Genomic DNA, 24,971 nt, shown 5'->3' with positions numbered 1-24,971 from the left:
ACAATGTTGGAAAAAATCCTAGCGAAGAAACAAATCGAAGTAGAGGAACTCGTAAACAAAGGAATGACGTTTGATTCAGCAAAACAACCGGTCCCTTTTAAAAGCAAAATTGCCGCTTCAACACATGTGCAGATTATATCGGAAATAAAACGGGCCTCCCCTTCAAAAGGGGATATAAAAACAAAGATAAACCATGTACAGCAGGCGAAACAATATGAAGCAAATGGTGCAGCCGCTATATCCGTATTAACGGATACTACCTTTTTTAAAGGATCCATTCAGGATTTGCAAGCAGTCTCTGACGCTGTGCAAATACCGGTCTTATGTAAGGATTTCATCATTCACCCTATCCAAATAGACCGAGCTAAAGCTGCTGGCGCTTCCATTATCCTATTAATTGTTGCTGCATTATCTAAACAGCAATTATACGAGTTATATCATTATGCTACGGAAAAGGAATTAGAAGTCATTTGCGAAGTTCATCAATTAGAGGAATTGGAGGATTTACTAGCGTTAGATCCTGCAATCATTGGAATTAATAACCGAAATTTAAAAACATTTGAAGTAGACTTACGAACAACAACTCACCTAGCAGCTCGTATAAAAAATAGAAATACATTAATTATCAGTGAAAGTGGATTACAAACTCGTGCAGATGCAATTTTAGCACGTGATGCCGGCGCAGAGGTGCTACTTATCGGCGAAACATTAATGCGTTCCGATAACTTATCCAAAACGTTTAATCACTTAAAAATTGCAAAGCAAAGGAGTGCAAAACATGCGCGTTAAAATATGTGGCATTCAATCAATGGATGCAGCTCAGGCAGCAGTTGAAGCAGGTGCTGATTTCATCGGCTTTGTGTTTGCCGGCAGCAAGCGATCCATCACTCCCGAAGCGGCTGCCACCATTGTAAATAACCTGCCTCAGTCAGTTAAAAAAGTAGGTGTCTTTGTAAATGAAAGCATTGAAACAATGAATACAATTGCTTCACTTGTTCCGCTTGATTATATCCAGCTTCACGGTGAAGAGAGTACCACCGTTGCTAAGCAACTTCAACGTCAGGTTATAAAAGCATATCCCGTAGATGCCCAGCAGCTATCTCGTATTAAAACCTATCCATGTGATGTTTATTTGTTAGACGGACCAGTAAAGGAAAGGCCAGGTGGTAATGGTGTTACATTCGATTGGAGTCTATTCAATCGTTTATCAATTCCAAGGGATAAAATTATGATTGCTGGTGGTCTGACACCAGCAAATGTCGGAGAGGCCATTCGAACACTTCGCCCATATGCTGTTGATGTATCAAGCGGAGTAGAAACGAAAGGTAGAAAGGATCCAGAGAAAATAAAGCAATTTATAGCTAATGCTAAACGAAAGGATGAGTTCCATGACAACCTACACAATGCCTGATGCCAATGGAAGATTTGGAGAGTTTGGGGGAAGATATGTTCCAGAAACACTAATGCCCGCTCTACTTGAATTAGAAAAGGCGTATGGAGAAGCAATAAATGATCCTGCATTTGTAGAGGAATTACATTATTACCTGAATCAATATATTGGTAGAGAAACACCTTTATACTATGCAGAGAACCTAACAAAGAAGCTTGGTGGTCCACAAATCTATTTAAAAAGGGAAGATTTAAACCATACCGGAGCACATAAGATAAATAACACCATTGGCCAGGCTCTATTAACATTACGAATGGGAAAGAAAAAGGTAGTCGCAGAAACAGGAGCTGGACAACATGGAGTTGCTACTGCTACGGTTTGTTCCCTTCTTGGCCTGGAATGTGTTGTCTTTATGGGTGAAGAGGATATGCGGAGACAGAAGTTAAATGTATTTCGGATGGAGTTATTAGGTGCAGAAGTACGTAGTGTCAAAAACGGAAGTGGTACGTTAAAGGATGCTGTCAATGATGCACTAAGATATTGGGTGACGAATGTCGAAGATACCCATTATATCCTCGGATCAGTAGTTGGACCTCATCCATTTCCGAAAATTGTTCGTGATTTTCAATCCGTTATTGGCAAAGAGACAAAACAGCAAATCCTCAAACAAGATGGTTCATTACCCGATGCCGTGATTGCATGTGTAGGTGGAGGCAGTAATGCGATGGGAATGTTTTACCCGTTTATTGAAGATAAGCAAGTAAGGTTGTACGGGGTCGAAGCCGGGGGAGCTGGATTAGATACGAATCAACATGCATCCGTATTAGTAAATCCAAACCCAGGGATCTTACATGGGACCATGACGAATTTACTTCAGGATGAACATGGACAAATTCAAGAGGCTTTTTCTATATCAGCTGGACTAGATTATCCTGGTGTCGGCCCAGAACATAGCCATTTAAATGATACGGGGCGCGTTATATATGTATCGATTACCGATGATGAAGCGGTCACTGCATTACAATCATTGTCGCAAACCGAAGGAATTATTCCCGCACTAGAAAGTGCACATGCGATCGCTTATGCTGAAAAATTAGCTGCAGAAATGAATTCAGATCAAAGGTTGGTCATTTGTCTCTCTGGACGCGGAGATAAAGATGTTGAGCAAATAAAACAAGTATTGGAGGAGAAATAAATGGGGAAAGAAAAACTAGATAATTACCTTAATCAACTTCAAAGTGAAAATAAAAACCTCTTCGTTCCCTATATTATGGCTGGAGATGGTGGCCTAGATAACCTAGAAGAACGCATTCTATTTTTACAAGAATGTGGTGCAGCAGCTATCGAAGTTGGTATTCCATTTTCCGATCCCGTCGCAGATGGACCAACCATACAAAATGCCGGCAAACGATCCCTAGATCATGCAACAACATTAACTGCAGTATTAGATAAGCTCGCATCCTTTAAAGAGAAGCGTATAGTGCCAATTATTGTAATGGCATATATCAACCCAATATATAAATATGGCGTAGAATCATTTGCAGATTCTTGTGTCCAAGCTGGCATAGATGGGCTGATTATTCCAGATTTGCCATTAGAAGAGGAAGCCATGGTAACAGATGCGCTTCAACATAGGGCAATTGCACTGATTCGACTTGCAGCGCTAACTAGCTCTAGTGAACGGATTGAAACATTGGCCCATCGATCAGAAGGCTTTCTATATGCGGTTACAGTCACTGGAACGACAGGCGTGAGATCTTCTTATGAATCAAAGGTAAAGACATACCTTCAACAAGTAAAACAACAAAGTCCTGTTCCTGTTTTAGCCGGATTTGGCGTTTCCACTAATGAACAAGCGAAAGAGCTTGGTTCTTATTGCGACGGCGTTGTCGTCGGAAGCAAGATTGTCGATCTTTTTCATGAAGGAAAGACAGAACAAATTAAACAATTAATTCAAGCAAGCATCTAGAACTGGAAAGAGGTTGGTCACTGATCGATCTCTTTCTGTTCTTTAATCATTTCCCCCTTTGTTTACGTGCCCTATCATACACTTCCTTACTTATTTCCCCACGCTCAAATCGTTCCTTTAACAATTCAAGCGAATCTTTCTTTGGGTTCTTTTTGGCACGAAAGCGAAAAAGAATCCCCAGGATAATGATCACTAAAGCAAGCGATAACCAAAAACGGAAGGTTTGATCCATAAATATTGCAGTCATCATCTATCACCTCTATTTATACGATAACCCGTTTTCATCATTTTAAGCATTATTTTCCCCACGCGCACGCGCATCCATCTGATGTTACATTTTTGCCGCTCATAATAATATCTACCTCTAACAGCGGCCACTCCGATATCACTAGAATGCTGATTGACACATAACAAACTACATAAAACGAAAAAAGCCGAGGATCAGTCGGCTTTTTTCTGGGAGAACAATTCATGGGTAAAATCTATACAAGCTTGTAATGATTTATATTATCATATGACTTATTCCTATAAAGGCATCGGCATATCCACTAGGGTATCCATACATTTTTAATTACTTACTAGACTACTACCTTATTTTTTAAAAACTAGACTTTTATACAGGCTAAAATGAGAGCGAAGCATAAACTATTATAATTCGTTAGCTGTACAAAAGGAGAGATCATATGGGTTGTAATAAAAGAAAGAAAAAGACCTGTTCAAAAGGCTGTTCTTCAAAAAAACAACGAAAGGATTGCATCTGTGATATTGTCCGCCGAATTATAGATGCTCAACATGAAGTACGTAACGACTGTCATTGTGATTCCAGCTGTCACACCTCGATTGAACAATTACGTGGGAAAAAACACGGACCAAGGCATACTACCATCCCTTTTATGTTGTATGATAAATGTAGTTGTGAACCATTTATTGGTAGTGGTGTTTCGAAGACTTGCTCGTGTCATCGCCACGGATTTGAATGCATTGAATCACCAATTTTCCGTGCCAAACACTTTGCGAAGGGAAGCAAATGCTGTGTAAATCTTGAGCTGCTGTTACCGATATCAGATGGATACGAAACTTCTACTGGGCATTGCAGTCATGCTTGCGCCTTTTTTCCAGACGATACTAGGGTCACTGATTTTCAAGCAACTGGCGTATGTATCACCGTTGATTTAAGTCATTTTTTTGCAATTACTTGTTTAGACCCCATTACTCCATGGGAATAGATGCACTCCCCTAGGAGTCTTAAAAAAAGTAAGTTAGATAAAAAATCTGAACGATCATCTAAAGCCGAAGCTAGATTCGAAAAGTAGTTCAGATTTTTTATCGTTTATTTTTGCAAGCAGATGATTCCTACCAAAAGGAATGAATCATTTGGCGGTTCATTATCGAGCGCTCGTTTTCATTCTTTTCGGGCCCTTTACTCACTCTGAGAGGAGTTTTTAGATTTTCTTTTTTGTTTTTCCTCTTTCATTTCCTTTCTCAAATCTTCTAATGGAATAGCATCGACATGCTTTTGGTCTTCAAATTCATCTAATTTTGTTCGATCTTCTTTTTTTCGTTTTTCTGGTTTATGCTCATTGCTCATATATACCACCTCATTGTTTTTACTTACCTATTCCTGCATTCTTCATGCGTAAAACGTAGAATGAGTAGAAACATATCTTCTGTGCTATTCTAATAAAAGGAGGTCTTGCCATGCATACATTTCAAGAATTAAAACAGATAAATGATATCAATTCCTTTATTGAGGAACATGAACTGGCTTTTCTGTTTATATCGCGTGAGGGATGTAGTGTTTGTCATAGTCTATTACCACAAGTACAGCAATTATTAACCGATTATCCACAAATAACAGCAGTGCATATTCGAGCTGAACTGGTAGAAGAAGTCGCCAGTCGTTTTTCCATCTTTACCGTCCCGGTGCTCCTTCTCTTTGTCAATGGAAAAGAATATATCCGCGAAGCACGTATTGTGCATTTAGACTTACTCGAAGCGAAAATCAAGCGTATCTACAAAAATGTGGTTGGAACGGATTAACGAACCAACCACATTTTTTCTTATCTAATGGTCATATTGTAAATTTCAAACCCACCATCTTTTTGACGGTTATCTAATTTACCTTTATATAAGACTTCTCCATCGGAAAGACGTACAACATGCAAATAAACATCCGTCTTGTCCGGATTCTGTCCACTCAGTACATAGGCATTCCCTTCATGGATACGAATCACATTCATCCGATAGGGTTCTTGAATGGCATTTGAACCTGGATTTTTCCCATCAAATGAACGAGGCTCAGTAAATGTCGATTCTGGTAATTTTACTTCTATCGTATTTTGTACTGCTTGCTTTGAAAGATCATAAGGGGTGATCTCTAATCCGCCTTCCGTACTTTTCCAGAAATATAACATATTCGACTGCTTGTCTATCCATGCCTCTTGCGAAAGGGTATCTTTAGGAAGATCAACACGGAATTGTTCCTCTGTTTTCAAGTTTACTACAATGAGTTTGTTGACTTCCTCCTCATTTACTTCTCTTACTGACACGGCCATGTATTCATTTGAATATATTTCCTCCGCACCACCCAATAAAGAAGCAACTTCATTTGGGTGATTGTTATCATAACCTACAAAAGAAAGCAACCGCTCTTCACTAATTAGCTTTTCTCCTGCTATATTTAAACGATATACCCTTGTTTCATTTGATGGATGATCGGATGTTGGTTCCATTGTATCGTTATTCGTAATAACAAATAGATTGCCATTTTCTACTCGAATATCCAATAGGCTTATATAATTGTAAGCATCTTCGTTTGGAATATTCACGCTGAAGGAATTTACTTCTTTGGTATCTTTTCTAAACACTTCAACGGCTAATCGGAAGTCTGTCTCCCTAACCTGATTAAGTTCTCTGTTTGATTCTATTTCAACGGATACCAGAAGTTCTTCATCTTCATAAAAATGGTTTAGCTCTTTACTTTTCCCACGCATAAAATTACGATGGTCTTCAATTAAATCTTCAATAATCGGATGGGTTGTTAATCCGTTCATTCGCTCAATAAAGAATAGCTCATTTTGATAAATCGTATCATTTTTCGTTATTTTCATCGCACCCGTTTGATCAATAGGGTGACCATAGATTGTTACATTTTCTAATAATTGCTCATCTCCACTTTGAGTATCCCAATCGTAATCTGGCAGTTGACCGTTCGCAATCGCTCTTTGTAAGTAAAATGCGCCAATACAAATCATTACAACGAACGGTATTAGTATTAATTTCCAAAATCGTCCCATTATTGTGACCCCCTCTATACCGTGATCTTTTTATTTAGTAAAAAACGACTAAGCCAGATAGAGCTAGCAATGATGATACAGCCCAAAGCAACCTCTAAGATAATAATCTCACCGATATACAGATAATAATTTCCACTGAGTTCACTAATAAGTACAGGTGAGAGGAAGATTCCGCTTGCCACGATACAGTATCCAGCCCCCATTAATACGCCCTTCCAACGATAGCTTCGTTCTAATAAAATAGCGGTGAATAGAGTGAATACTGCTATTAAACCAGTTCCATAAATAAGAATAAACTCGATGAAAGTCTTCGGAAAAAGCACTACATATGCACTATTAATCGCATTCATGATCTGTGGAATACTGGTAAATTGAATGAACTCCAACGGTACAATTAACTCTACGATCAGTTCTTCGATATAAAGAAGCACGAGTTGTAAAGCAATTAACCCCAATACCATTAAGAAAATAGCTGTCGCTTTTGCAAAAAATACATTTAACCTCGAAGTAGGCAGCATAAGCAGACGATAAATAAATGTATTCTTACCATACCAATCACGGTACCAAATAAAGAAAGTATAAAAGATAAGGCCGGCAACACAGAATGCAATTGGCCCAAAAAACCAAAGGCTGTCCATTAAATTAAGTAAACTAAAATATCCATAATTATGAATGAACGCTGATGTTTGCAGAGACTCTTCATTCATAATACGACTAGCTCTATTCATATAGTCATTTGCTACAATAATCGTTCCGATTATCTGCACAGTAACCGTAATGGCTATCAAAACAAGGTAAATCTTAAAAAACCGATCAATTTCAAAGTTTGTTAGTTTTAAATAGCTTTTCACGATTGATACACCTCTCTCATGACATCCACAACAGATTTCCCTTCTACTTCACGCATTTCTTCGGTGTTAAATTGTTTAATTACCACACCATCATCTAGCAATATGACTTTATCAATCAGATGTTCTATATCATTGATTTCATGTGTAGTAATAATGACACCACGATCTTCTATCAGATGACTTGTAAACACATTTGCAATTTGTTCTCTACTAAACATATCAATTCCGGAAAAGGGTTCATCCATTAATACATAGTCCACATCCAACGCTAATCCGAGCAATAAATTTACTTTTGCTGTATTTCCTTTCGATAAACTTGCGATTTTCTCATCTGGGTTTAACTTAAAAAACGATAATAGCTCCAATGCTCGTTGATCATTCCATGATTTATAATAATCACGCATGAATTGCATCGATTCTTCAATTGTCATATGAGGAAGGACAGTAATTGCATCAGGAATAAAAGTAATTCTATCAAAGGTGTCTTTTTTTATAGCCTTACCGTCAATCTGTATACTGCCTTTGTTAATTGGTGTTAAAGCCATAATGGCATTCATAATAGTTGTTTTACCAACCCCATTGATACCAATTAGACAAGTAATTTCTCCCTTTTTTGCTGTGAAATTCACGCCTTTTAGTACTTGTTTTCGGCCGAATTTCTTTATAATATTATGAACTTCAATCATTGCTCTCCCCCCTTTTATTCTCATCACTTACTTCTTCATATTTTTCTTTTAAGATAGCAACTACTTCTTCGAATGGCACCTGTATCGAATGAACGGAAGCAACAAACGAATCAACCGCCTCAATAATAAGTTCCTCGCGCACGGAATGCAGCATTTTTTCATCCTTGGTGATTTTACTAGGTAAATTACGTTCTGTATAAATCAAGCCTGCTTCCTCCATTTCTTTATAAGCTCGCTGAACGGTATTTGGATTAATCTTTAATTCACTTGCTAATTCTCTACGTGAAGGAATCTCCTGACCAGGTTCAAGCATATTGGTAGCAATTTGTTGTTTAAAATAACGAACAACTTGAACATAAACCGGATCCCGATTATTAAAATTAACCTTCATAGCAACAACTCCTATTATTCGTCTGATGTTCTCCATTGTGTATTAACCAATTAATACACGCGATGCAAAAATATATATTGTATTAACCACGTAATACGCTCCTGAAGTGTATTATACGGTTGATACACTAAAATTGTCAATGCCTTATTTTCACCGTGTTATTATAGGAAGCGAACAATGCCATAAATATGCTAGAATAAAGCACAGCAGACTGAATTTTAGAAGGGAACAGATAAATCTATGAAACTTGTATCGTGGAATGTAAATGGGCTTCGTGCCTGTATACGCAAAGGATTTTTAGATTATTTTTATGAAGTAGATGCAGATATATTCTGCGTTCAAGAAATTAAATTACAGGAAGGACAAATTGATCTAGACCTAAACGGTTATCACCAATATTGGAACTACGCACAAAGAAAGGGATATTCTGGAACAGCTGTATTTACCAAACAAAAACCGTTATCCGTTTCTTATGGCTTAGGTAACGAATCGTCTCAAGAAGAAGGCCGGATTATTACATTAGAGTATGAAGATTTTTATTTAGTTAATGTCTATACACCGAATTCAAAGCGAGATTTAACAAGATTAGATTACCGCTTGGCATGGGAGAACGAACTTTATACGTACTTAAAAGCATTAGATACAAAAAAAGCAGTTATTTATTGCGGCGATCTAAACGTCGCCCATCAAGAGATTGACTTAAGAAATCATAAAACAAATCATGGAAATTCAGGATTCACCACAGAAGAACGAGGCAAAATGTCACGCATACTAGAAAATGGATTTACCGATAGCCTTCGACATTTTCACCCGCATACGGAAGGCTTATATTCTTGGTGGTCCTATATGAAGACAATTCGGGAAAGAAATGTCGGTTGGCGCATTGATTACTTTATTGTTTCGGATCGTCTAACATCTAAATTGGTTGATGCGGATATTCATTCACATGTATATGGAAGTGACCATTGTCCAATTTTTATGGAAATGTATGAACGGTTGTAACATGTTGTTCATCTTCTATTCATAAACCTTTAATAAGCTAAACGATGAACCGTACCATTTCAATACAAAGGAGCGTTCTACTTGAACACGTATAGTAAAACATTATTACGTTTTTCAGCGATTTTTGCAGTGATTGGTGCATTTATAGGTTCCCACATGGCTGGCGCAGGCGGGTATGAATTTCGTACTGTACACGCTCATATCCTAGTTGTTGGCTGGCTAACATTATTTGCATGGGCCGTTTATTATAAAGTATTTCCTCCTGCAAATAAATTGTTGGCAACCCTCCATGTATGGACTGCTATTATCGGCGCAATTGGCTTAACAGCTGGAATGTGGCTATACTACTTGCGGCCATTTGATTTGAACGAAACTATGACAACCGTTCTCTTTATTGTTGGCGGATCCATCTTACTCATTAGCTTTGCTTTGTTTTTGATTTTAACTTTTCTTAAACTAGAAGATGAGGTATGAAAGAGATAAGCAGAGTATAAGAAATAGTCTTAATCAAGTTAAGAGGGGGGCTGCGTACTGTGGCTAGCCCCCTATCATTATTGCCTTTGTTTTTGGAAATAATCAAATATACCAAGTGCGCTGACTTGCATATCTAAATTAATCAAGCTATAAACTTCATGATCATCAGCAATACCTCTTGACCGTAAGTTTACTTTAATTCTAGATAATAATTGCTCAGCTAATTCATAATACGATTGACCTGATGCATAGGCCTGTTCTCCCGTTGCTACAAATAGATCAAGCCACCCTTCCACTTGGTCTAATGCTGCTTCTGGTGAGTCGCTTACTCCAAAATGACCATAATAGATACGGTCCACATTTAAGGTTCGAATACTGTCAATCGCCTTTTGCATAGCAGCAGGATTAAATTGATTTGGTGATGTTGAGGGTAAATAGAACGGTACTCCTTGCTCCACTAATTGATGGTATTTAATTCCAACGGTATCTCCAGTAAATATTCCATTACTTACAGGATCATATATACTGAAATGGTGTTTTGCATGACCTGGAGTATCTAGAAATTCTAGTATACAGTCAGCACCAATCTTTAATGTATCGCCATCAGCTTTAACGACCAGCCTATCTTTAGTAATTGGCATAATCGGATCAAATAAATCGGAAAAACTATCCCCATACACAGCACGAGCCCCTGCAGCCAGCTTTTTCGGATCAATAAGATGTCTCTCCCCTCGTGGGTGGACCACTACAGATGCATAAGGGCATTCCTTTATCAATACGCCTGCACCTCCAGCATGATCGAGATGAATATGGGTGACGATAATATATTTCACCTGATCTAATCGAAACCCTAATTTTTCTAACCCGCTTTTCACATGCTTTACCGATGGACTTGGCCCCGTTTCGACTAACGTTAATTCTTGTTCATTAATTACGTATGTCCCTGTTCGGTTTGGTACACCTAGATCAAATCCATCGATTAAGTGGATGCGTTCATCCAATTGAATAGGTGCTTTGCTTTCCATTTCTACTCCTCCTAAGTAATAGCTAGTTTGTAGTTATATCCTAGCATAATGACAAATAATATCGAGATTAATTTGCAAAATGGATTTTCTTTAAGAAACCTGTAATTCCATCCATTAATCCAGAAGCAAGCGGCAAATCAGGCTGGCTATATGTTTGAATATTCTTTTCCCTTTCCATCGGCGCTTGTTTTAACACATGATTCATATCTTCTACAATGACGACTTCACTTTCAGGCGCGGCCTCTTGTAACAACGTTGCATCCTCTTCGGGAACCTGGATATCATGACTTCCCTGAATGATTAAACGAGGTATCCCCAATTCAGCAATAACCGTTTTAGGGTCATACTGCATCCATGAAATTAAAAATGGTTGTACCGATGGCCTAAAGACAGCTTGCAATTCTCTACTTACGTGATCAACTGTTTCCCCAGCGGTTAACGATGCTAGAATTTCATTCGCCTCTTTCATTAAGGGTTCGGATAGCTGTTCCTTTAATTGGCGACCTAATTCTTTATCCAAAGAATGTCCAGGGCCGGCTATAGATATAAATGTATCTATCGTTGCCTCTTTTGCTGCTAGCATTCCTACTAATGAGCCCTGACTATGCCCAATAATTCCGATGGTTGAGAACCGATCATCTGTTTCCAATTTTTGAATCCAGTTAACTGCATCATTGACAAACAACTGAAAACGCATATCTGCTTCATCCACCGCAGCCTGTAGGTTTTTCCCCACTCCACGTTTATCATACCGAATGCTTGCTATCCCCTGTTGAGCTAGTTCTTCCGCGAGCAGCTTCAAACTATCGTTCTTACCAGGAACCCCAACTGAATTACCATTTCGATCTGTCTGTCCAGACCCAGGAATAATCAGCATTACTGGAAAAGGAGCCTTCCCTTTTGGCAACTCTACTTCAGCAAACAATGTTCCAGTATCCGTTTCCATCTCTATATATTCCCCTGATTCGGATTCTGTCTCCACAGGTTCTCCTTTTGTTAATTGAAAAGGAAAAGACTGTCCATTTTGTGTAAATGTACCAATAATCTGCTCTGGTTTAACTTCGCCTTCAAATGAAAGCAGCTGATTTTGAATTTCCATCGTAAAATGAATGTTCTGTTTGCCACCGTACGTCACATTAGATAAAGGATAATCCTCTACACCCTGAATGGGTATACTTATTGTTCCAAGTAATTCTTCTTGGTTACTTAACGTAACTTCAATTTTCAGTGGTTGATTGGGTATTTCAATTTCACCTTTCCAAAATCCATCAATAGTTGGATGCATTTCTTTTCCTCCCTCTGATTGATTACATCCTACCGTTCCGAGTAAAAGAATAGCGAACAGTAATATGAATTTGTGCAACAAAAGAACTCCTTTTTTTGATTTTTCTAATAATACGTTTCTTTGAGTAAAAAGTTTCATTAAAAAAGCAATTCTTTTATAAAAAAAGAATTGCTTTTTTTAGAGGTTATTTCTTGGTTAAATATACGAGTTGATCTTCTTTGTCCATTGCTGGTGTTTTTCGCAAAGTAATGAATTCAATAGTTCCATTCTTTTTCCGAATACAAAGAGGATATCCATCGACAGGTAAATCCTCTTTTTTCTCGATTTTTTCAGTTAATGTAACACTGTCAATATGATAATTTGTATTGATTTTGCGATTTAATTCCTTAAACACATGCTCTTTTCCAAATAACATATGAGCTTTTAATGCGATAGGGATTTGTGCATCATCTTTATACTCCATTCGTTCCGTAGGTATAGCAAAGGTGTTATTATAGCCGAATTCTGGAATATATGACTGTGTAACCAGCGCATTATAAGTTGAATCTTCGGTCATAACAAGGATGATTTCGTAAGGAGTCATATCCACTTCAAATTGACTATGCTCGTCCAAAATTTCCCCTTGAAAAATCGCTATTCCATTTTGTTCAATTCGAGATAACCGTCCACTGGAAGAATCACTAATCATCACTGGATTCCCAAATTCTTTCAATTTTTCAGCAAAGGCAATGGAAAAGCTGCTAGCACCAACGATTAACACCCCTGGTGGCTCAGAGCTCGCCAATTGTAGTTTTTTCGCCAATGGCCCTAATGTAAAACCATGTGCACAAACCGTGATAAATACGAGAGCAAATGTTAATGCTGTTAAAATGGAAGCACCTTCATATCCATCATTTATTAAAGTTGAAGCAAAATATCCAGATACGGTTAAAGCAACAATTCCTCTAGGGGCAATCCAGCCAATTAATGTTTTTTCTGCAACCGTTAATTCGGTACCAATGGTTGAAATCCAAATAGACAATGGGCGGACGATAAATAACATAACAAGCACAAACCCTAGTATTGGCAGTGTAAAGACTTCTCCTATCGTCTCTCTTGTCAAAGAAGCAGTTAATAATATAAAAATAGTAGATGTTAATAATACCGATATGTTTTCAATAAAGTGACTAATATTGCCAAGGGAAGAAATATATTTCTTCGTTCTGGCTAATGTTAAGCCCATTACCGTTACGGCAAGCATCCCTGTTTCATGCATGATTACTTCACTGATACCAAAACAAATAAAAACAAGAGATAAAGTAATTGGTGATTTCAAGTATTCTGGAAATAGCCCTCTACTTGCCATAAAACTTAAAATAACACCAAATAAGTACCCTATGACAACTGCCAAGAATGCTGCAAAGAAAAATGGACCTAGGCTGCCTATATTCTGGGAATCATCAACAATGACTTTAATGACCTCATAAGCAAATAAGGCTAGCAATGGACCTGCTGGGTCAACAATGATCCCTTCCCATTTCAAAACAGCTGCTGTTCGAGGCTTTAATTTTGACTGCCTGAGTAGTGGAATAATCACAGTTGGGCCAGTTACGACAAATAATCCCCCAATGATGAAGGCAACCTCTAAACTAAGTCCTGCAATGAAATGTGCTGCAAATGAACCACCAATCCAGGCCAAAAAAGCACCAAATGTAACAACCCGGAATACCGACTTGGAAATACCCTTGACTTCGCGAATGTCGAGGGTTGTACTTCCTTCGAAAAGAATGACTGCAACTGCAAGGGAAACAATTGGGCTATATAAATCCCCTAAAGCCTGTTCAGGATTTATAAAACCAAAAACTGGTCCAATTAACAAACCCGCTATCGACATTATGACAATCGATGGCCATTGAATTCGCCAAGCAAGCCATTGTGAGAAAATGCCTAATGCTATAACAACAACGATACTAATTAAACCTAATTCTTGCATAGACTAATCCCCTTTTTTCACCACTACATATTTAATCCCGATTAATAATAAATTTTCCTTCTCCACCGTTTTCATACATGATTAGAGCAATTATATAAATAGCGAAACTAACCAAGGAGCGGCATAGAGCGTCATAAATTGCACCCCATAATTTACTCCTTTACGATGCAGAAGACCTGCAACAATCGCGACAATAAGCACTCCAGCTATATTTATAATACCTGCGTCCATAAATGCAAGCATCATAACAAGTCCAAAGAACAGCCCTAACATGGCTTCATGAGGAATGAACCGAAACACAAATGCACAAATCTCCTGCGCGTATTTCATCGTAATATAAAATGTAATCGCAATCGCAATCACAGAGCCAATAACCGTAGCAACAATAAAATCGGTCATCGATAACAGATGATGAAGGTTATTTTCTTCTGTAAATACTGGCGGTGCGTTGAATAATGCACCACCTGGACCAATTGCTGTCGGAGACAGAGGTAATCCAATTGCAATTAATGGAATTAATGTTCCTGAAATATAGGCAGCATTTGTCAGACCGTCCATACTCGAAATGGCTCGTGCCGCTTTTTTAACCGGATCTTTAATACGGCTGGTTAAGGTTTCTCCTAGAAAAATAGTCATTCCAACAGGGCTCATAAAAAACGTAAGTACCCCTAAGACAGAACTTAACGAAGTAGTCCCTATTTCCTTTTTTGTTAAGATTTTAAATGGATTGGGGAAGCCTTTCGTTTTAGGGGTACGCTTTAATGCAATATCTTTCATTCCATAACGAGGCATATTTTTTCTTACTTTACCCGAAAGTAACTCGGCCAATTTTAATATGACTGGTCCTATCGTTATCCCTAAGAAAAACGAAGTGAAAACCGTTTGATCCGCAGGGACGATCTCTGCCTCCCAGTAAAAGATACGCAATCCCTGTATAAGAAAAGCAAAGGGTAAAATAGACAATAAAGCAACCCAGCGATTTTTTGTCATTAAAGCTAAAAAAATTGCACCACCCAAGAAAATTTGACTTGCATATTCGGTTATGTATCCAGAAAGTGGTGCAATTAAATTTGCTAACAATAGGCTCATTGGTACTGCAATAATTGTTCCGATAACGGAGCCGGAGGCCATTTTACGAATACTTAATTCTGGCATCCCATGTTTTTTTAGAATCATTGCATGTTCTACCATTGGTGCTGACATGACCCCGCCTGGTATGCCAGCAATGGCTACTGGAATGGAATCAGTCAGCTTTTTTGCTACAATAGCTGAGATGAAGAAGGCTAAAATAACAATTGGTTCGAAGCCGGACAATACGAGTACTAACGTCACCGGTGCGAGAACCGCTGTCTCATCGGTTCCAGGTGCAATGCCGATAATGGTATACAATATGGCGCCGATAACTGATGCACCGATCATTTCAGCTATTAATACCATATCCATCATTTATTCCTCCTCCCCCTCAAGATAACGAAAATTTCGTTTTGGCTTAATGATTATACTACTAACTACAAAACCAATAACGGCGCCAATTAAACCAAAAATAAGTGGTTTAGGGGGGTCGTTTGGAGCAAGTAAATAGGCTCCTAACGTAGTAACTGTACATATGATAAGCGATAAAATAAGATCTTTAATATGAACAAGATCTTCCCATACCTCTATATATTCATTTTGACTATGATGATCGGATTTATTTTCCATGATTCGTTCTCCTCTATGTAAGGTATAATCCATAATTATACATGGTAGCAAAACAGAATTGAAGCAGAAAACCACCGCGCTATCAGTTTAATTCCCAATTTCTTCACGACATAAATCATTCGCTAATGATCAAAATAATGGATGATACACCTAACTTAAAGGAGGAAATCATATGCATCTTCAACAAAAAACAAATCAAAATCTTGAAGGTTCTTCTCAAATGCCTGCAAAAGAAAGTCATGGTGGGCATGCATTATTTGATGCCCATGAGGCTATTTCAGGTTTAGTAGGTGGTATGGAACAGTATTTGTTATATGAACAGCACATTCAGGATCCTGAATTAAAAATGATGCTCGGGCAGCATAAATCCTTCCTTACGCAGCTTTATAACACATTAGTGGAAACATTAAAGACAGGACAAGAGCCCGCTGTTGGAACACAGACATACAATATGGCTTCAGATAATAATGTGCTTTATGGAATGCAGCCAACTCAGCCTAAATCTCCTGCACAAACAGTGAATGAAATTAATGATGAATGTGTATCAAGCTTTATGTTAGGTGTGTTGAAACAATCAGCTTCAGCATTTACTACAACGGCATTGGAAACCACAAATCCAGTGCTAAGACGGGTTTTTTCTGATAGTATTCCCAATTTGGTTGAAATGGCATATGAAGTATTTCTATACCAAAATAAGCACCAATATTATCAAGTTCCGCAATTACAGCAACAAGATATGCAGCAGTTAATAAATGCATTTAATCCTGCTCCATCACAAGGGCCAATATCTCATTAGGAACACAGATACCATTGCAATGCTACGACAGGTGGGCATGAAATAAGAGCTTGCGTGAATCGTTTAGCTAGGGTATGAACATTCAAGTAGAAAGAGGGTGTCAGAAACACCCTCTTTCTAATCCAATAACCGATTATTTTCATCTACTTCCATTATTCTTGCTGGTTTGTTTTCATCTTCCTTTCCAAAAATACCATCACCATTACATACCGAACATCTATATTGCCATCCCTCATCATCCGAAAGTAACCCAGTTCCGTCACAGACTTTACAACGATTACCTTTACTATCCATTATTATCCCCTCCTTATCAGCCTTGTTTTATACTGCGTTCTTTACCCAGTTTATTATCCCACCTTTTAACATAATTTCCTTTTGCCGTTCAGATAATGCATGGGTCACCTGTATTTTTTGATTTTTTCCTTTCAGTTCGATAGGGAATTCATTTCCTTCATTTACTTTCCTTTTTAAATCCTTTGCAACGATTACATCCCCTTGTTGCAACAAATCATAATCCTCTTCATTCACAAAGGTTAAAGGAAGCACGCCAAAGTTAACAAGATTTTGCCAATGAATACGAGCAAAGTCCTTCACAATAGCCACCCGAAGTCCTAAATAGCGAGGAGCTAGCGCAGCATGTTCTCGGCTAGATCCTTGGCCATAGTTGAAACCACCAACGATGGCATGCCCTCCTTTTTCCACTGTCTCTTTCCCTCTCTGATAATACGTTTCATCAATAATTTCGAACGTAAACTTACTAATTTCTGGTAAATTACTACGATATGGAAGCACTCTAGCTCCTCCAGCTAGTATTTCATCTGTTGATATATTATCCCCCATCTTTAACAAGATTGGAATTTCAATCTGGTCTGGCATTTCATCCATTTTAGGAATGGATGCGATATTGGGCCCTTTTTGTAGCTCTACTTTCTGTGCATCCTCATATGATAATGGCCGCTGTAACAACTGCTTATCAACCGTAGGCTGTTTTGGTAATTGTACATTTGGATATTTCATGTCTAATGTAGTTGGGTCGGTAATTTCTCCTGTCAATGCTGACGCAGCTGCAGTCTCTGGACTACATAAATAAACACTGTCTTCTCTAGTACCTGATCTTCCAGGAAAATTTCTTGGTGTTGTTCGTAAACTATTTCTACCATAAGCTGGAGCTTGTCCCATACCAATACAGCCATTACATCCTGCTTGATGTAGTCGTGCCCCAGCCTGCAAAAGACTTGCAATGTGATTTTCTTTTACTAGATCCTGAAGCATTTGCCTCGAGCTTGGGTTAATATCAAATGATAAACCTTCCGCTATTTTTTTATCCTTCACAATTTCAGCAGCAATGGCAAAGTCTCTGTAGCCAGGATTGGCTGAAGAACCAATATACGACTGATAAATAGGCGTATTTTTCACTTCTCGTACAGGTACCACATTCCCTGGACTAGAAGGCTTTGCAATTAATGGTTCTAAGCTGGATAAATCAATTTCTTCCTCTATATCGTACGTAGCATTTTTGTCAGCTTCAAGTTCAATCCAATCTTCCTCCCGATCTTGTTCTTTTAAATACCGCTTAATTTCATTATCTGATGGGAAGACGGTACCAGTAGCTCCAAGCTCTGCCCCCATATTCGCAATCACATGACGATCCATTGCACTAAGTTGACTGACTCCAGGACCATAGTATTCAATTACTTTCCCTACACCACCTTTTACATCATACCGTCTGAGCAGCTCCAATATAATATCTTTTGCACTAACCCATTTAGGGAGTTTTCCGATTAATCGAACCCCCCAAACTTTCGGCATTTTTACGTAAAAGGGTTCTCCAGCAATTGCTAACGCGACATCGATCCCCCCTGCTCCCATTGCTAACATTCCCATACAGCCATTTGCACAAGTATGACTGTCTGATCCAAGTAATGTCTTACCTGGTTTAGCTAAACGCTGCATATGAACAGGGTGGCTTACCCCATTTCCTGGTCTACTGTAATATAAACCAAAACGTTGCGTGGCGCTTTGCAGAAATAAATGGTCATCTGGATTTTTATTGTCCTCTTGTATCAAATTGTGGTCTACATATTGTGCGGATGCTTCAGTTTTTGCTCTGTCTAACTCCATTGCTTCCAATTCCAACATAACGAGGGTACCGGTCGCATCCTGTGTAAGCGTTTGATCAATTTTCAAGCCAATTTCTTCACCTGGGTTCATTTTCCCAGACACTAAATGGTCGTTAATTAACTTTTGAGTTAAATTTAATGCCAACGTGTAAACCTCCCTTTATTCACTAGAAAAATTTTCTTTCGATTAGTATAACAAAAAACAATAATATTATTTACCAAGACACGCTGATCTATTTTGAATATTCAACATAAAAGAAAACTACTTTCGTTACTATCATAGTTCTCTGTTTTTGTTACATACTAAACCTAAATTTAGATGAATGAGGTGAAATTATGGGACGAGATGAACATCGAAAGCAAAGGAATAATTATCTATCGCAAACACCGAAAAATCAAAAGTCAGATGGTCTAGATGTTGAATTCTCTGAAGAATTTGCTGATCATGAGGATAAAGAAGCACAAGCGCGCGGTCGTCATGCAGATAAACGTGCAAAAAAAGAGTAAAACTTGGATAAAGGGGGCGGTCTTTAAAAGACCGCTCCTTTCCATGAATCAATTTTATTGATTCTAAATTACGTGATTTGTAAAATAGGGCTATCAGATAAGAAGTGAGGAATGTCGTATGAGCAAAAAGGACGTTGACGATTATCTTACAGAAGGGATGTATGGTACTAGGCTCCCTAAAGATAATGAACGAAAACAATTTTTAGGTACATTAAGAGAGCGTATTGTGTTAGTACTTACAAAAGGGCAAGTAATGTCCAATAAGGGGCTTGAAGCACTGGAACAGGCTATGAAAGATAATCCAAAATCAAAACTGATTATAAATGGGCATGTATCCTATCGTTTTCAAAAAGAAGAAAAAGCATTAGCAAATAAATACAATATTGAACATTCCACGATTACCAACGAAGAACAGTCCGACACAGACATTGGTGCGGTATTAACTTATGATTATGCGATTGATAAAGAGCAAATCTTTATTCAAGAAGAGCCAAATCAGGAAGAACTAAAGCATGACGCATCTCCCCCCATCCTTTCTAAAATTAAGAATTGGTTTAAATAAAACCCAAATGAGAGTACTCTCCACTTGGGTTTTATTTTATTTTTTTCGTGGACCGTGTTCTGCATGAGCAGATTTAAAAAATGCAGCACCCATGAGGATGATTACCACAGAGAAAGGCAGCGCTGCAATAATCAGCATATTTTGCAATCCTTGTGTTCCACCAAAGTAAACAATAATGGCAGCAACTGCTGATTGCATGAACCCCCACAAAATTTTAACTGAATTTTGTGGATTAAGCGTTCCTCCAGTACTCAGCATTCCTAATACGAAGGTTGCAGAATCAGCTGATGTTATAAAGAATATTGCAACTACAAAAAATGTAATGATTGACATCAGCATTCCTAATGGATATTCATTTAATACGCCAAAAGTAGATGTTTCTAATGCAAACTCGGATATTTTTGCGATCCCATTCTGCTCTAAATGTAAAGCAGAAACACCAAATACTGCGAAGAAAACAAAACAAACGATTGCTGGAACAATTAATACACCAAGCATAAATTCTTTCACTGTTCTTCCTTTTGAAATACGAGCGATAAAAATACCAACAAATGGTGCCCATGATATCCACCAAGCCCAATAGAATATTGTCCAACTATCAATCCAAGCTCGTTTATCGCCATCTTGAGGAGCCATGCGTAAGCTCATATCAAAGAAATCAGATAAATAACTCCCCAATGTATTAGTAAACATATTAAGAATGTAAAGTGTTGGGCCTGCCAAGAATAATAGAAGCAATAATACAACTGCTAATCCCATATTAATATTACTTAAATATTTGATTCCTCTACCTATTCCGGACCAGGCAGACCCTATAAAAAGAATAGTAGCAATCACTAATACCAGTAATTGCATTGCAAAAGTACCTGGTGTACCAAACAAAAAGGATAGTCCACCACTTATTTGCGCAGAACCAAATCCTAGAGTTGCTGCAACACCAACGATCGTTGCAAATACAGCCAAAGTATCAATTAACTTTCCAGGAAACCCTTGCATGCTGTTTTTCCCAAATAATGGAACTAATGTTGCACTGATTAGCCCAGGTGTCTCCTTATGAAATTTAAAATACGCTAATACTAATGCTACAATTCCGTATACTGCCCACGCATGTACCCCCCAGTGAAAAAACGAAAATTTCAAACCATCTTTAATTGCTTGTTCCGACCCTAGTTCAGCACTTGGAGAACTAATAAATGCATGAGAAATAGGCTCGGCTGTTGTCCAGAATACTAAACCCATTCCCATTCCAGCACTGAATAACATAGCGAACCAAGACAATAAACTAAATTCTGGCTTGTCATTCTCTTTCCCTAACTTAATTTTTCCATAACGAGAAAAGATAAGATAAATACAAAATAACAACATAAGCATAACTACTATTAAATAATACCAACCAAAATGTTCAGAAATAAAAGCAGTGACATCTGCTGTAAAACCCTCTAGTTTTTTCGGAGCGATTGATCCCCAGAGAACTACGATAATACATAATGCTAAAGAATACCAAAATACATTCGTTACACTTTTCATTCGTACACCTCTTTTGTTTTTTACTTTTCCACCTATGTACAGCCATACTTATACCCTATACGGCATATTATCAAACCGAATCTGACATGATAACTAATTTCCCCTTATTCACCATTTTTATCATGTAAGGCGGGAATAACTGTATGTTATTCCATGTTTGCTTACATCCAGATGCTTCCTTGTAATAATAGTATCAACGGTTTATTAGGAGGGGAAGATTTTGCTGACAATTAAACATATTAAGAAAAAACACAAAAAAATTCAAGCATTGCAAGACGTATCATTACAAATGGAAATAGGAAAATGCTACGGATTAATTGGTCCAAATGGCGCTGGAAAGTCCTCATTACTAAAGATTTTAGCATCGATTAATCAACCAGATGATGGGAAGGTTCTCATTAACAATGAATCACTCAGTAAAAAACACAAAGGCCTCATCGGTTATATACCACAGGAATTAAGTCTTGAAGAAACCGTATCCGCTTATCAAAATTTATTATTCTTTGGAAAATTATACGGCCTTAAAGGAAAACAGTTAAAATCAAGTATTTATCAGGTGTTGCAGTTAATTGGTTTAACGGAACGAGCAAAAGAGAAAGTTTTTACTTTTTCGGGAGGAATGAAACGCCGATTAAACATCGGATGTGCACTCCTTCACCAGCCTTCTATACTAATCATGGATGAACCAACTGTCGGTATTGATCCACAATCTAGACAGTTCATCTTTCAACTCATTCATGAATTAAAACAACAGCATACACTCATTATCTATGCAAGTCATTATATGGAAGAAATTGAACAAATTTGTGATGAAGCAGTTTTTATTGATCATGGGAACATCATAAAAAGTGCCACGATACAAGAATTAGCAAACGCTTATGCAAGCCCATCAGTATTTATAAAAGGAGACACGTGTTTACCTGATCATGCCTCCTTGATTGGTCGAGTTACAAACAAACATGGCGGATATATCATTACTACAAACCATCCACTTTCAACTATGGAAAGCATTATCCAACATTGCCATACAAACAACATTCTCCCTGAACAATTAGAGTTACTAAAACCACGTTTAGAGGATACGTTTTTTTCATTAACAGGGAGTCAGCTACGTGATTAAATATGCTAAACTAGAAGGAGGAATAAGCAATGACTTCTGCTTTATTTCACATGGAAACCATTAAAAATCTTCAAGATAGAGGATTAATATTTTGGATGCTAATTCTCCCCATTATTTTCACCGTATTATTTATTTCTATCTTCACTGCAAAAGCAGCTGAGGAAATCAAACAACAAGTTATACTCTCTATTGTTCCTGGGTATGTAGTTATGTTTGTGTTTTTTATTCTAATTACAATGACAGCTACTTTTATAAAGGATCGTGACAATGGAATTGCTGCTCGTATTTCCAGTACACCTGCTCCTTCTTACGCTTATTTATTAGGTAAATGGATGCCATATTTCGTTATTGTACTCATCCAAATTACGATTTTATTTCTATTCGGAAAAGCAGTATATACTATACCGCTAGAACAACCGCTGTTTATTAGTATCATCTCCATTTGTTTAACATTTACAGTAACCGGTCTTGGCTTGGCTTTGGCTCTACTAGTTAAAACAAATAATATGGGGTTAGCCATTACCCAAATTATTGCCTTAGGTGGCGCACTACTAAGTGGATTATGGGTACCTATGGATATGATGCCGACCATTTTCCAAATCATTGGCAAATTGATGCCACAATATTGGGCACATCAAGGATTACGAGGTGCTATGGATGGCACACTTGAATGGCGGCAATTCATTATGGTACTTTCTATTCTTTTTGCTTTTGGAGCCGCTGGCTTTATTACTGCACTCTTACGTTATCCTTATTTTCTAAAGCAAGCGAAAGGTTAGCTATTGGAGGAATTCAAATGAAAGTAAACATCGATATCGATGATCAGTACGAAGAAACCTCAATAACCATTCAAACTCAAAAATGGACAGATGAATTGGAAGAAATCATTCGTTACATTAACAATAAGAAGCAAGCTCGCTTATTCGGTGTAGATGCTGACCAGACTATCATCCTAAACCCTAAGGAAATCGATTATATTTATGCAGAGAAACGAAAAATCTTTGCCGCTCTCCACAATCAACGAATTGAAATCAAGATGAAGCTCTATGAAATAGAAGAACTGCTTCTTCCACAACACTTCATGAGGTTCTCTAAGTCAGTGATCGGGAATCTAAATAATATTCAGTGTTTTGAACTTTCTTTCAATGGAAACTTATGTGTTTACTTCCATTCGGGGAATAAAGAATACATTACACGAAAATATGCTACTTCAATTAAAAAGAAATTAGCGACAGGTGGCGATTTCTATGATCGTTGAAATACTAAAACGCTCAATCATTGGCATTGCAATTGGAGCAATCTTTACATTTATTGCCTTAACAGGCATGGTAATTGGGGATGCAGAAGCTTCCATAGCTGAAGTTTGGAAGTATATGCTAGGAAATCTCTTAATTGGTACGTACTTCGGACTTTCCTCTTTCCTATATGAATTTGATAAATGGAGTCCATTGAAGCGGACAATAATACATTTTTCACTTTCGATTACCGTTTATTTTATCATTGCTTTTGCGGTTGACTGGCTGCCATTTCAACCACTTTCTTTTCTAATCGGTGCATTATTATTTATCTCCGCTTACATTCTTTTTTGGGCAGGTGCACAGTTTTTTGCCAAACGGTTAGCATCCTCTATGAATGAATACCTTGATAAAAAAAGATAAAGGGAAAAGCGATGCAATCATTCTACTTCCCTCCTCTCTTTCAAGTTTGATAAACTAACATATATAAAAGATGTAGAGACGGAGGTTGAATATGCGATTAGAAGGAAAAAAGGTGATAGCATTAGTTGAACAAGATTTTGAGGATCTTGAACTATGGTATCCTGTTTTACGTCTACGCGAAGAAGGAGCCCAAGTTGATTTTGTTGGAAAAACAGCTAACCAAATATACTACGGCAAATACGGTGTTCCAGCTGAATCCGATTATGCTTTAGCTGACGTAAGTGCTACTGATTATCATGCAATATTAGTGCCAGGTGGCTGGGCACCTGACAAATTAAGACGCTATCCAGAAGTGATTCAACTTGTACAATCAATGAATAAAGACAAAAAGCCGATCGGCCAAATTTGTCATGCTGGTTGGGTGCTTATTTCTGCTGACATTCTTCAGAACAAGCAAGTTACAAGTACACCAGGAATTAAAGATGATATGACAAATGCAGGTGCAACATGGGTCGATAAGCCTGTCGTTGTAGACGGACATTTAATTTCAAGTCGGAGACCACCTGATTTACCAGTGTACATGAAAACATTTTCTGATATACTATCAAAGCAGTAATAAACCTACAAAGCTATCCATCG

General features: G+C 37.8%; 30 protein-coding genes. 16 read left to right on the top strand and 14 right to left on the bottom strand.

The genetic code is table 11. The features are described from left to right. Positions 1–3 precede the first annotated feature (3 nt). The 4 genes from trpC to trpA are packed head-to-tail and all read left to right on the top strand — an operon-like array spanning position 4 to position 3,359. Positions 4–789, top strand: a complete 786-nt coding sequence (gene trpC, locus JKP73_RS17835; protein ID WP_202406577.1) for an indole-3-glycerol phosphate synthase TrpC — start codon at positions 4–6, stop codon at positions 787–789. After that, the gene (locus JKP73_RS17830) at positions 779–1,411 is read left to right on the top strand and encodes a phosphoribosylanthranilate isomerase (RefSeq protein ID WP_021288738.1); all 633 of its coding nucleotides are present in this window, start codon (positions 779–781) and stop codon (positions 1,409–1,411) included. Before trpC ends, JKP73_RS17830 begins: the two co-directional genes overlap by 11 nt. Continuing rightward, complete coding sequence (gene trpB, locus JKP73_RS17825; protein ID WP_200411607.1) at positions 1,389–2,585, top strand: tryptophan synthase subunit beta; 1,197 nt, start codon at positions 1,389–1,391, stop codon at positions 2,583–2,585. The genes JKP73_RS17830 and trpB overlap by 23 nt, the downstream gene beginning before the upstream one ends. Further along, the gene (gene trpA, locus JKP73_RS17820; RefSeq protein WP_021288740.1) at positions 2,586–3,359 is read left to right on the top strand and encodes a tryptophan synthase subunit alpha; all 774 of its coding nucleotides are present in this window, start codon (positions 2,586–2,588) and stop codon (positions 3,357–3,359) included. Between the two features lie 46 nt (positions 3,360–3,405). Here the strand turns inward: trpA and JKP73_RS17815 are convergent, their stop codons facing one another. After that, entirely contained in the window at positions 3,406–3,609 is a 204-nt protein-coding gene (locus JKP73_RS17815; protein WP_101953562.1) for an SHOCT domain-containing protein, read from the bottom strand. Between the two features lie 433 nt (positions 3,610–4,042). On the opposite strand from JKP73_RS17815, the gene JKP73_RS17810 reads away from it, so the two are divergent. Continuing rightward, positions 4,043–4,585, top strand: a complete 543-nt coding sequence (locus JKP73_RS17810; protein ID WP_021288742.1) for a CotY/CotZ family spore coat protein — start codon at positions 4,043–4,045, stop codon at positions 4,583–4,585. 194 nt (positions 4,586–4,779) lie between these two features. Here the strand turns inward: JKP73_RS17810 and JKP73_RS17805 are convergent, their stop codons facing one another. Then, the gene (locus JKP73_RS17805; RefSeq protein ID WP_200411606.1) at positions 4,780–4,947 is read right to left on the bottom strand and encodes a YczO family protein; all 168 of its coding nucleotides are present in this window, start codon (positions 4,945–4,947) and stop codon (positions 4,780–4,782) included. Positions 4,948–5,057: 110 nt separating this feature from the next. Here JKP73_RS17805 and JKP73_RS17800 point away from each other — a divergent pair, with 110 nt between their 5' ends. After that, positions 5,058–5,399 (top strand): thioredoxin family protein, encoded by a 342-nt coding sequence (locus JKP73_RS17800; RefSeq protein WP_021288744.1) that lies wholly within the window; start codon positions 5,058–5,060, stop codon positions 5,397–5,399. Positions 5,400–5,419: 20 nt separating this feature from the next. On the opposite strand, the gene JKP73_RS17795 is transcribed toward JKP73_RS17800, so the two are convergent. From JKP73_RS17795 to JKP73_RS17780, 4 genes are read right to left on the bottom strand one after another with little or no spacing between them, the layout of a single operon-like run. After that, positions 5,420–6,655 (bottom strand): hypothetical protein, encoded by a 1,236-nt coding sequence (locus JKP73_RS17795; protein WP_200411605.1) that lies wholly within the window; start codon positions 6,653–6,655, stop codon positions 5,420–5,422. 14 nt (positions 6,656–6,669) lie between these two features. Beyond that, on the bottom strand, positions 6,670–7,506 hold the full coding sequence (locus tag JKP73_RS17790) for a hypothetical protein (RefSeq protein ID WP_038245801.1): 837 nt from the start codon (positions 7,504–7,506) through the stop codon (positions 6,670–6,672). Then, positions 7,503–8,192 carry an ABC transporter ATP-binding protein gene (locus tag JKP73_RS17785; protein ID WP_021288747.1) on the bottom strand — a complete coding sequence of 230 codons (690 nt, stop codon included), beginning with the start codon at positions 8,190–8,192 and terminating at the stop codon, positions 7,503–7,505. The genes JKP73_RS17790 and JKP73_RS17785 overlap by 4 nt, the downstream gene beginning before the upstream one ends. Next, complete coding sequence (locus tag JKP73_RS17780) at positions 8,185–8,583, bottom strand: GntR family transcriptional regulator (protein WP_021288748.1); 399 nt, start codon at positions 8,581–8,583, stop codon at positions 8,185–8,187. The genes JKP73_RS17785 and JKP73_RS17780 overlap by 8 nt, the downstream gene beginning before the upstream one ends. A 240-nt stretch (positions 8,584–8,823) precedes the next feature. Here JKP73_RS17780 and JKP73_RS17775 point away from each other — a divergent pair, with 240 nt between their 5' ends. Both JKP73_RS17775 and JKP73_RS17770 read left to right on the top strand, forming a co-directional pair. After that, positions 8,824–9,585 (top strand): exodeoxyribonuclease III, encoded by a 762-nt coding sequence (locus JKP73_RS17775; RefSeq protein WP_160807497.1) that lies wholly within the window; start codon positions 8,824–8,826, stop codon positions 9,583–9,585. An 81-nt stretch (positions 9,586–9,666) separates the two neighbouring features. Then, positions 9,667–10,059 (top strand): hypothetical protein, encoded by a 393-nt coding sequence (locus JKP73_RS17770; protein WP_021288750.1) that lies wholly within the window; start codon positions 9,667–9,669, stop codon positions 10,057–10,059. 77 nt (positions 10,060–10,136) lie between these two features. Here JKP73_RS17770 and JKP73_RS17765 read toward each other — a convergent pair whose 3' ends face one another. The 5 genes from JKP73_RS17765 to JKP73_RS17745 all read right to left on the bottom strand — a co-directional run bounded on the left by JKP73_RS17765 (position 10,137) and on the right by JKP73_RS17745 (position 16,042). Continuing rightward, positions 10,137–11,084 (bottom strand): MBL fold metallo-hydrolase, encoded by a 948-nt coding sequence (locus JKP73_RS17765; RefSeq protein WP_200411604.1) that lies wholly within the window; start codon positions 11,082–11,084, stop codon positions 10,137–10,139. Positions 11,085–11,151: 67 nt separating this feature from the next. Next, a complete protein-coding gene (locus tag JKP73_RS17760) occupies positions 11,152–12,447 on the bottom strand; it encodes an alpha/beta hydrolase family protein (protein WP_200411603.1) in 1,296 nt (431 codons plus the stop codon). A gap of 106 nt (positions 12,448–12,553) precedes the next feature. Then, positions 12,554–14,341 (bottom strand): cation:proton antiporter, encoded by a 1,788-nt coding sequence (locus tag JKP73_RS17755; protein WP_021288753.1) that lies wholly within the window; start codon positions 14,339–14,341, stop codon positions 12,554–12,556. A gap of 90 nt (positions 14,342–14,431) precedes the next feature. Continuing rightward, a complete protein-coding gene (locus JKP73_RS17750; RefSeq protein WP_200411648.1) occupies positions 14,432–15,784 on the bottom strand; it encodes a tripartite tricarboxylate transporter permease in 1,353 nt (450 codons plus the stop codon). A 3-nt stretch (positions 15,785–15,787) separates the two neighbouring features. Then, positions 15,788–16,042: a hypothetical protein gene (locus JKP73_RS17745; protein ID WP_200411602.1), complete on the bottom strand. Its 255-nt coding sequence runs from the start codon at positions 16,040–16,042 to the stop codon at positions 15,788–15,790. A gap of 172 nt (positions 16,043–16,214) precedes the next feature. Here JKP73_RS17745 and JKP73_RS17740 point away from each other — a divergent pair, with 172 nt between their 5' ends. Further along, positions 16,215–16,838, top strand: coding sequence for a spore coat protein (locus JKP73_RS17740; protein WP_160807501.1), 624 nt, complete (start codon positions 16,215–16,217; stop codon positions 16,836–16,838). Positions 16,839–16,955: 117 nt separating this feature from the next. On the opposite strand, the gene JKP73_RS17735 is transcribed toward JKP73_RS17740, so the two are convergent. Beyond that, positions 16,956–17,132 carry a hypothetical protein gene (locus JKP73_RS17735; protein ID WP_021288757.1) on the bottom strand — a complete coding sequence of 59 codons (177 nt, stop codon included), beginning with the start codon at positions 17,130–17,132 and terminating at the stop codon, positions 16,956–16,958. 27 nt (positions 17,133–17,159) lie between these two features. After that, positions 17,160–19,103, bottom strand: a complete 1,944-nt coding sequence (locus JKP73_RS17730) for an aconitate hydratase (RefSeq protein WP_200411601.1) — start codon at positions 19,101–19,103, stop codon at positions 17,160–17,162. A 191-nt stretch (positions 19,104–19,294) separates the two neighbouring features. Between JKP73_RS17730 and JKP73_RS17725 the strand changes: the two genes are divergently transcribed. Both JKP73_RS17725 and JKP73_RS17720 read left to right on the top strand, forming a co-directional pair. Next, a complete protein-coding gene (locus tag JKP73_RS17725; protein WP_021288759.1) occupies positions 19,295–19,465 on the top strand; it encodes a YfhD family protein in 171 nt (56 codons plus the stop codon). Positions 19,466–19,583: 118 nt separating this feature from the next. Next, complete coding sequence (locus JKP73_RS17720) at positions 19,584–20,027, top strand: YueI family protein (RefSeq protein ID WP_038245806.1); 444 nt, start codon at positions 19,584–19,586, stop codon at positions 20,025–20,027. 36 nt (positions 20,028–20,063) lie between these two features. Here JKP73_RS17720 and JKP73_RS17715 read toward each other — a convergent pair whose 3' ends face one another. Next, a complete protein-coding gene (locus JKP73_RS17715; protein ID WP_200411600.1) occupies positions 20,064–21,554 on the bottom strand; it encodes a BCCT family transporter in 1,491 nt (496 codons plus the stop codon). 220 nt (positions 21,555–21,774) lie between these two features. Here JKP73_RS17715 and JKP73_RS17710 point away from each other — a divergent pair, with 220 nt between their 5' ends. The 5 genes from JKP73_RS17710 to JKP73_RS17690 all read left to right on the top strand — a co-directional run bounded on the left by JKP73_RS17710 (position 21,775) and on the right by JKP73_RS17690 (position 24,948). Beyond that, on the top strand, positions 21,775–22,674 hold the full coding sequence (locus JKP73_RS17710; RefSeq protein WP_021288762.1) for an ABC transporter ATP-binding protein: 900 nt from the start codon (positions 21,775–21,777) through the stop codon (positions 22,672–22,674). Positions 22,675–22,703: 29 nt separating this feature from the next. Next, complete coding sequence (locus JKP73_RS17705) at positions 22,704–23,453, top strand: ABC transporter permease (RefSeq protein ID WP_021288763.1); 750 nt, start codon at positions 22,704–22,706, stop codon at positions 23,451–23,453. Between the two features lie 17 nt (positions 23,454–23,470). Then, entirely contained in the window at positions 23,471–23,932 is a 462-nt protein-coding gene (locus tag JKP73_RS17700; RefSeq protein WP_021288764.1) for a LytTR family DNA-binding domain-containing protein, read from the top strand. Next, positions 23,922–24,332 (top strand): DUF3021 domain-containing protein, encoded by a 411-nt coding sequence (locus JKP73_RS17695; protein WP_021288765.1) that lies wholly within the window; start codon positions 23,922–23,924, stop codon positions 24,330–24,332. Before JKP73_RS17700 ends, JKP73_RS17695 begins: the two co-directional genes overlap by 11 nt. A 91-nt stretch (positions 24,333–24,423) precedes the next feature. Then, entirely contained in the window at positions 24,424–24,948 is a 525-nt protein-coding gene (locus tag JKP73_RS17690; RefSeq protein ID WP_021288766.1) for a type 1 glutamine amidotransferase domain-containing protein, read from the top strand. The last annotated feature ends 23 nt before the right edge of the window (positions 24,949–24,971 follow it).

Origin of the sequence: Virgibacillus salexigens (assembly GCF_014905415.1) — a bacterium.
In the GTDB taxonomy this organism is placed as follows: Bacteria; Bacillota; Bacilli; order Bacillales; family Amphibacillaceae; genus Virgibacillus; species Virgibacillus salexigens.
Note: the sequence above shows the minus strand (reverse complement) of the source record. Positions and strands in the feature narration are given on the sequence as shown.

Bases quoted from the DNA above. Each gene is read 5' to 3' on its own strand.
- JKP73_RS17775 (WP_160807497.1), top strand. From the start codon at position 8,824: ATGAAACTTGTATCGTGGAATGTAAATGGGCTTCGTGCCTGTATACGC.
- JKP73_RS17745 (WP_200411602.1), bottom strand. From the start codon at position 16,042: ATGGAAAATAAATCCGATCATCATAGTCAAAATGAATATATAGAGGTA.
- JKP73_RS17800 (WP_021288744.1), top strand. From the start codon at position 5,058: ATGCATACATTTCAAGAATTAAAACAGATAAATGATATCAATTCCTTT.
- JKP73_RS17780 (WP_021288748.1), bottom strand. From the start codon at position 8,583: ATGAAGGTTAATTTTAATAATCGGGATCCGGTTTATGTTCAAGTTGTT.
- JKP73_RS17740 (WP_160807501.1), top strand. From the start codon at position 16,215: ATGCATCTTCAACAAAAAACAAATCAAAATCTTGAAGGTTCTTCTCAA.
- trpC (WP_202406577.1), top strand. From the start codon at position 4: ATGTTGGAAAAAATCCTAGCGAAGAAACAAATCGAAGTAGAGGAACTC.
- JKP73_RS17750 (WP_200411648.1), bottom strand. From the start codon at position 15,784: ATGGATATGGTATTAATAGCTGAAATGATCGGTGCATCAGTTATCGGC.
- JKP73_RS17830 (WP_021288738.1), top strand. From the start codon at position 779: ATGCGCGTTAAAATATGTGGCATTCAATCAATGGATGCAGCTCAGGCA.
- JKP73_RS17720 (WP_038245806.1), top strand. From the start codon at position 19,584: ATGAGCAAAAAGGACGTTGACGATTATCTTACAGAAGGGATGTATGGT.
- JKP73_RS17700 (WP_021288764.1), top strand. From the start codon at position 23,471: ATGAAAGTAAACATCGATATCGATGATCAGTACGAAGAAACCTCAATA.
- JKP73_RS17810 (WP_021288742.1), top strand. From the start codon at position 4,043: ATGGGTTGTAATAAAAGAAAGAAAAAGACCTGTTCAAAAGGCTGTTCT.
- JKP73_RS17715 (WP_200411600.1), bottom strand. From the start codon at position 21,554: ATGAAAAGTGTAACGAATGTATTTTGGTATTCTTTAGCATTATGTATT.
- JKP73_RS17765 (WP_200411604.1), bottom strand. From the start codon at position 11,084: ATGGAAAGCAAAGCACCTATTCAATTGGATGAACGCATCCACTTAATC.
- JKP73_RS17690 (WP_021288766.1), top strand. From the start codon at position 24,424: ATGCGATTAGAAGGAAAAAAGGTGATAGCATTAGTTGAACAAGATTTT.
- JKP73_RS17785 (WP_021288747.1), bottom strand. From the start codon at position 8,192: ATGATTGAAGTTCATAATATTATAAAGAAATTCGGCCGAAAACAAGTA.
- JKP73_RS17725 (WP_021288759.1), top strand. From the start codon at position 19,295: ATGGGACGAGATGAACATCGAAAGCAAAGGAATAATTATCTATCGCAA.
- JKP73_RS17805 (WP_200411606.1), bottom strand. From the start codon at position 4,947: ATGAGCAATGAGCATAAACCAGAAAAACGAAAAAAAGAAGATCGAACA.
- JKP73_RS17755 (WP_021288753.1), bottom strand. From the start codon at position 14,341: ATGCAAGAATTAGGTTTAATTAGTATCGTTGTTGTTATAGCATTAGGC.
- JKP73_RS17695 (WP_021288765.1), top strand. From the start codon at position 23,922: ATGATCGTTGAAATACTAAAACGCTCAATCATTGGCATTGCAATTGGA.
- trpB (WP_200411607.1), top strand. From the start codon at position 1,389: ATGACAACCTACACAATGCCTGATGCCAATGGAAGATTTGGAGAGTTT.
- JKP73_RS17735 (WP_021288757.1), bottom strand. From the start codon at position 17,132: ATGGATAGTAAAGGTAATCGTTGTAAAGTCTGTGACGGAACTGGGTTA.
- trpA (WP_021288740.1), top strand. From the start codon at position 2,586: ATGGGGAAAGAAAAACTAGATAATTACCTTAATCAACTTCAAAGTGAA.
- JKP73_RS17705 (WP_021288763.1), top strand. From the start codon at position 22,704: ATGACTTCTGCTTTATTTCACATGGAAACCATTAAAAATCTTCAAGAT.
- JKP73_RS17815 (WP_101953562.1), bottom strand. From the start codon at position 3,609: ATGATGACTGCAATATTTATGGATCAAACCTTCCGTTTTTGGTTATCG.
- JKP73_RS17795 (WP_200411605.1), bottom strand. From the start codon at position 6,655: ATGGGACGATTTTGGAAATTAATACTAATACCGTTCGTTGTAATGATT.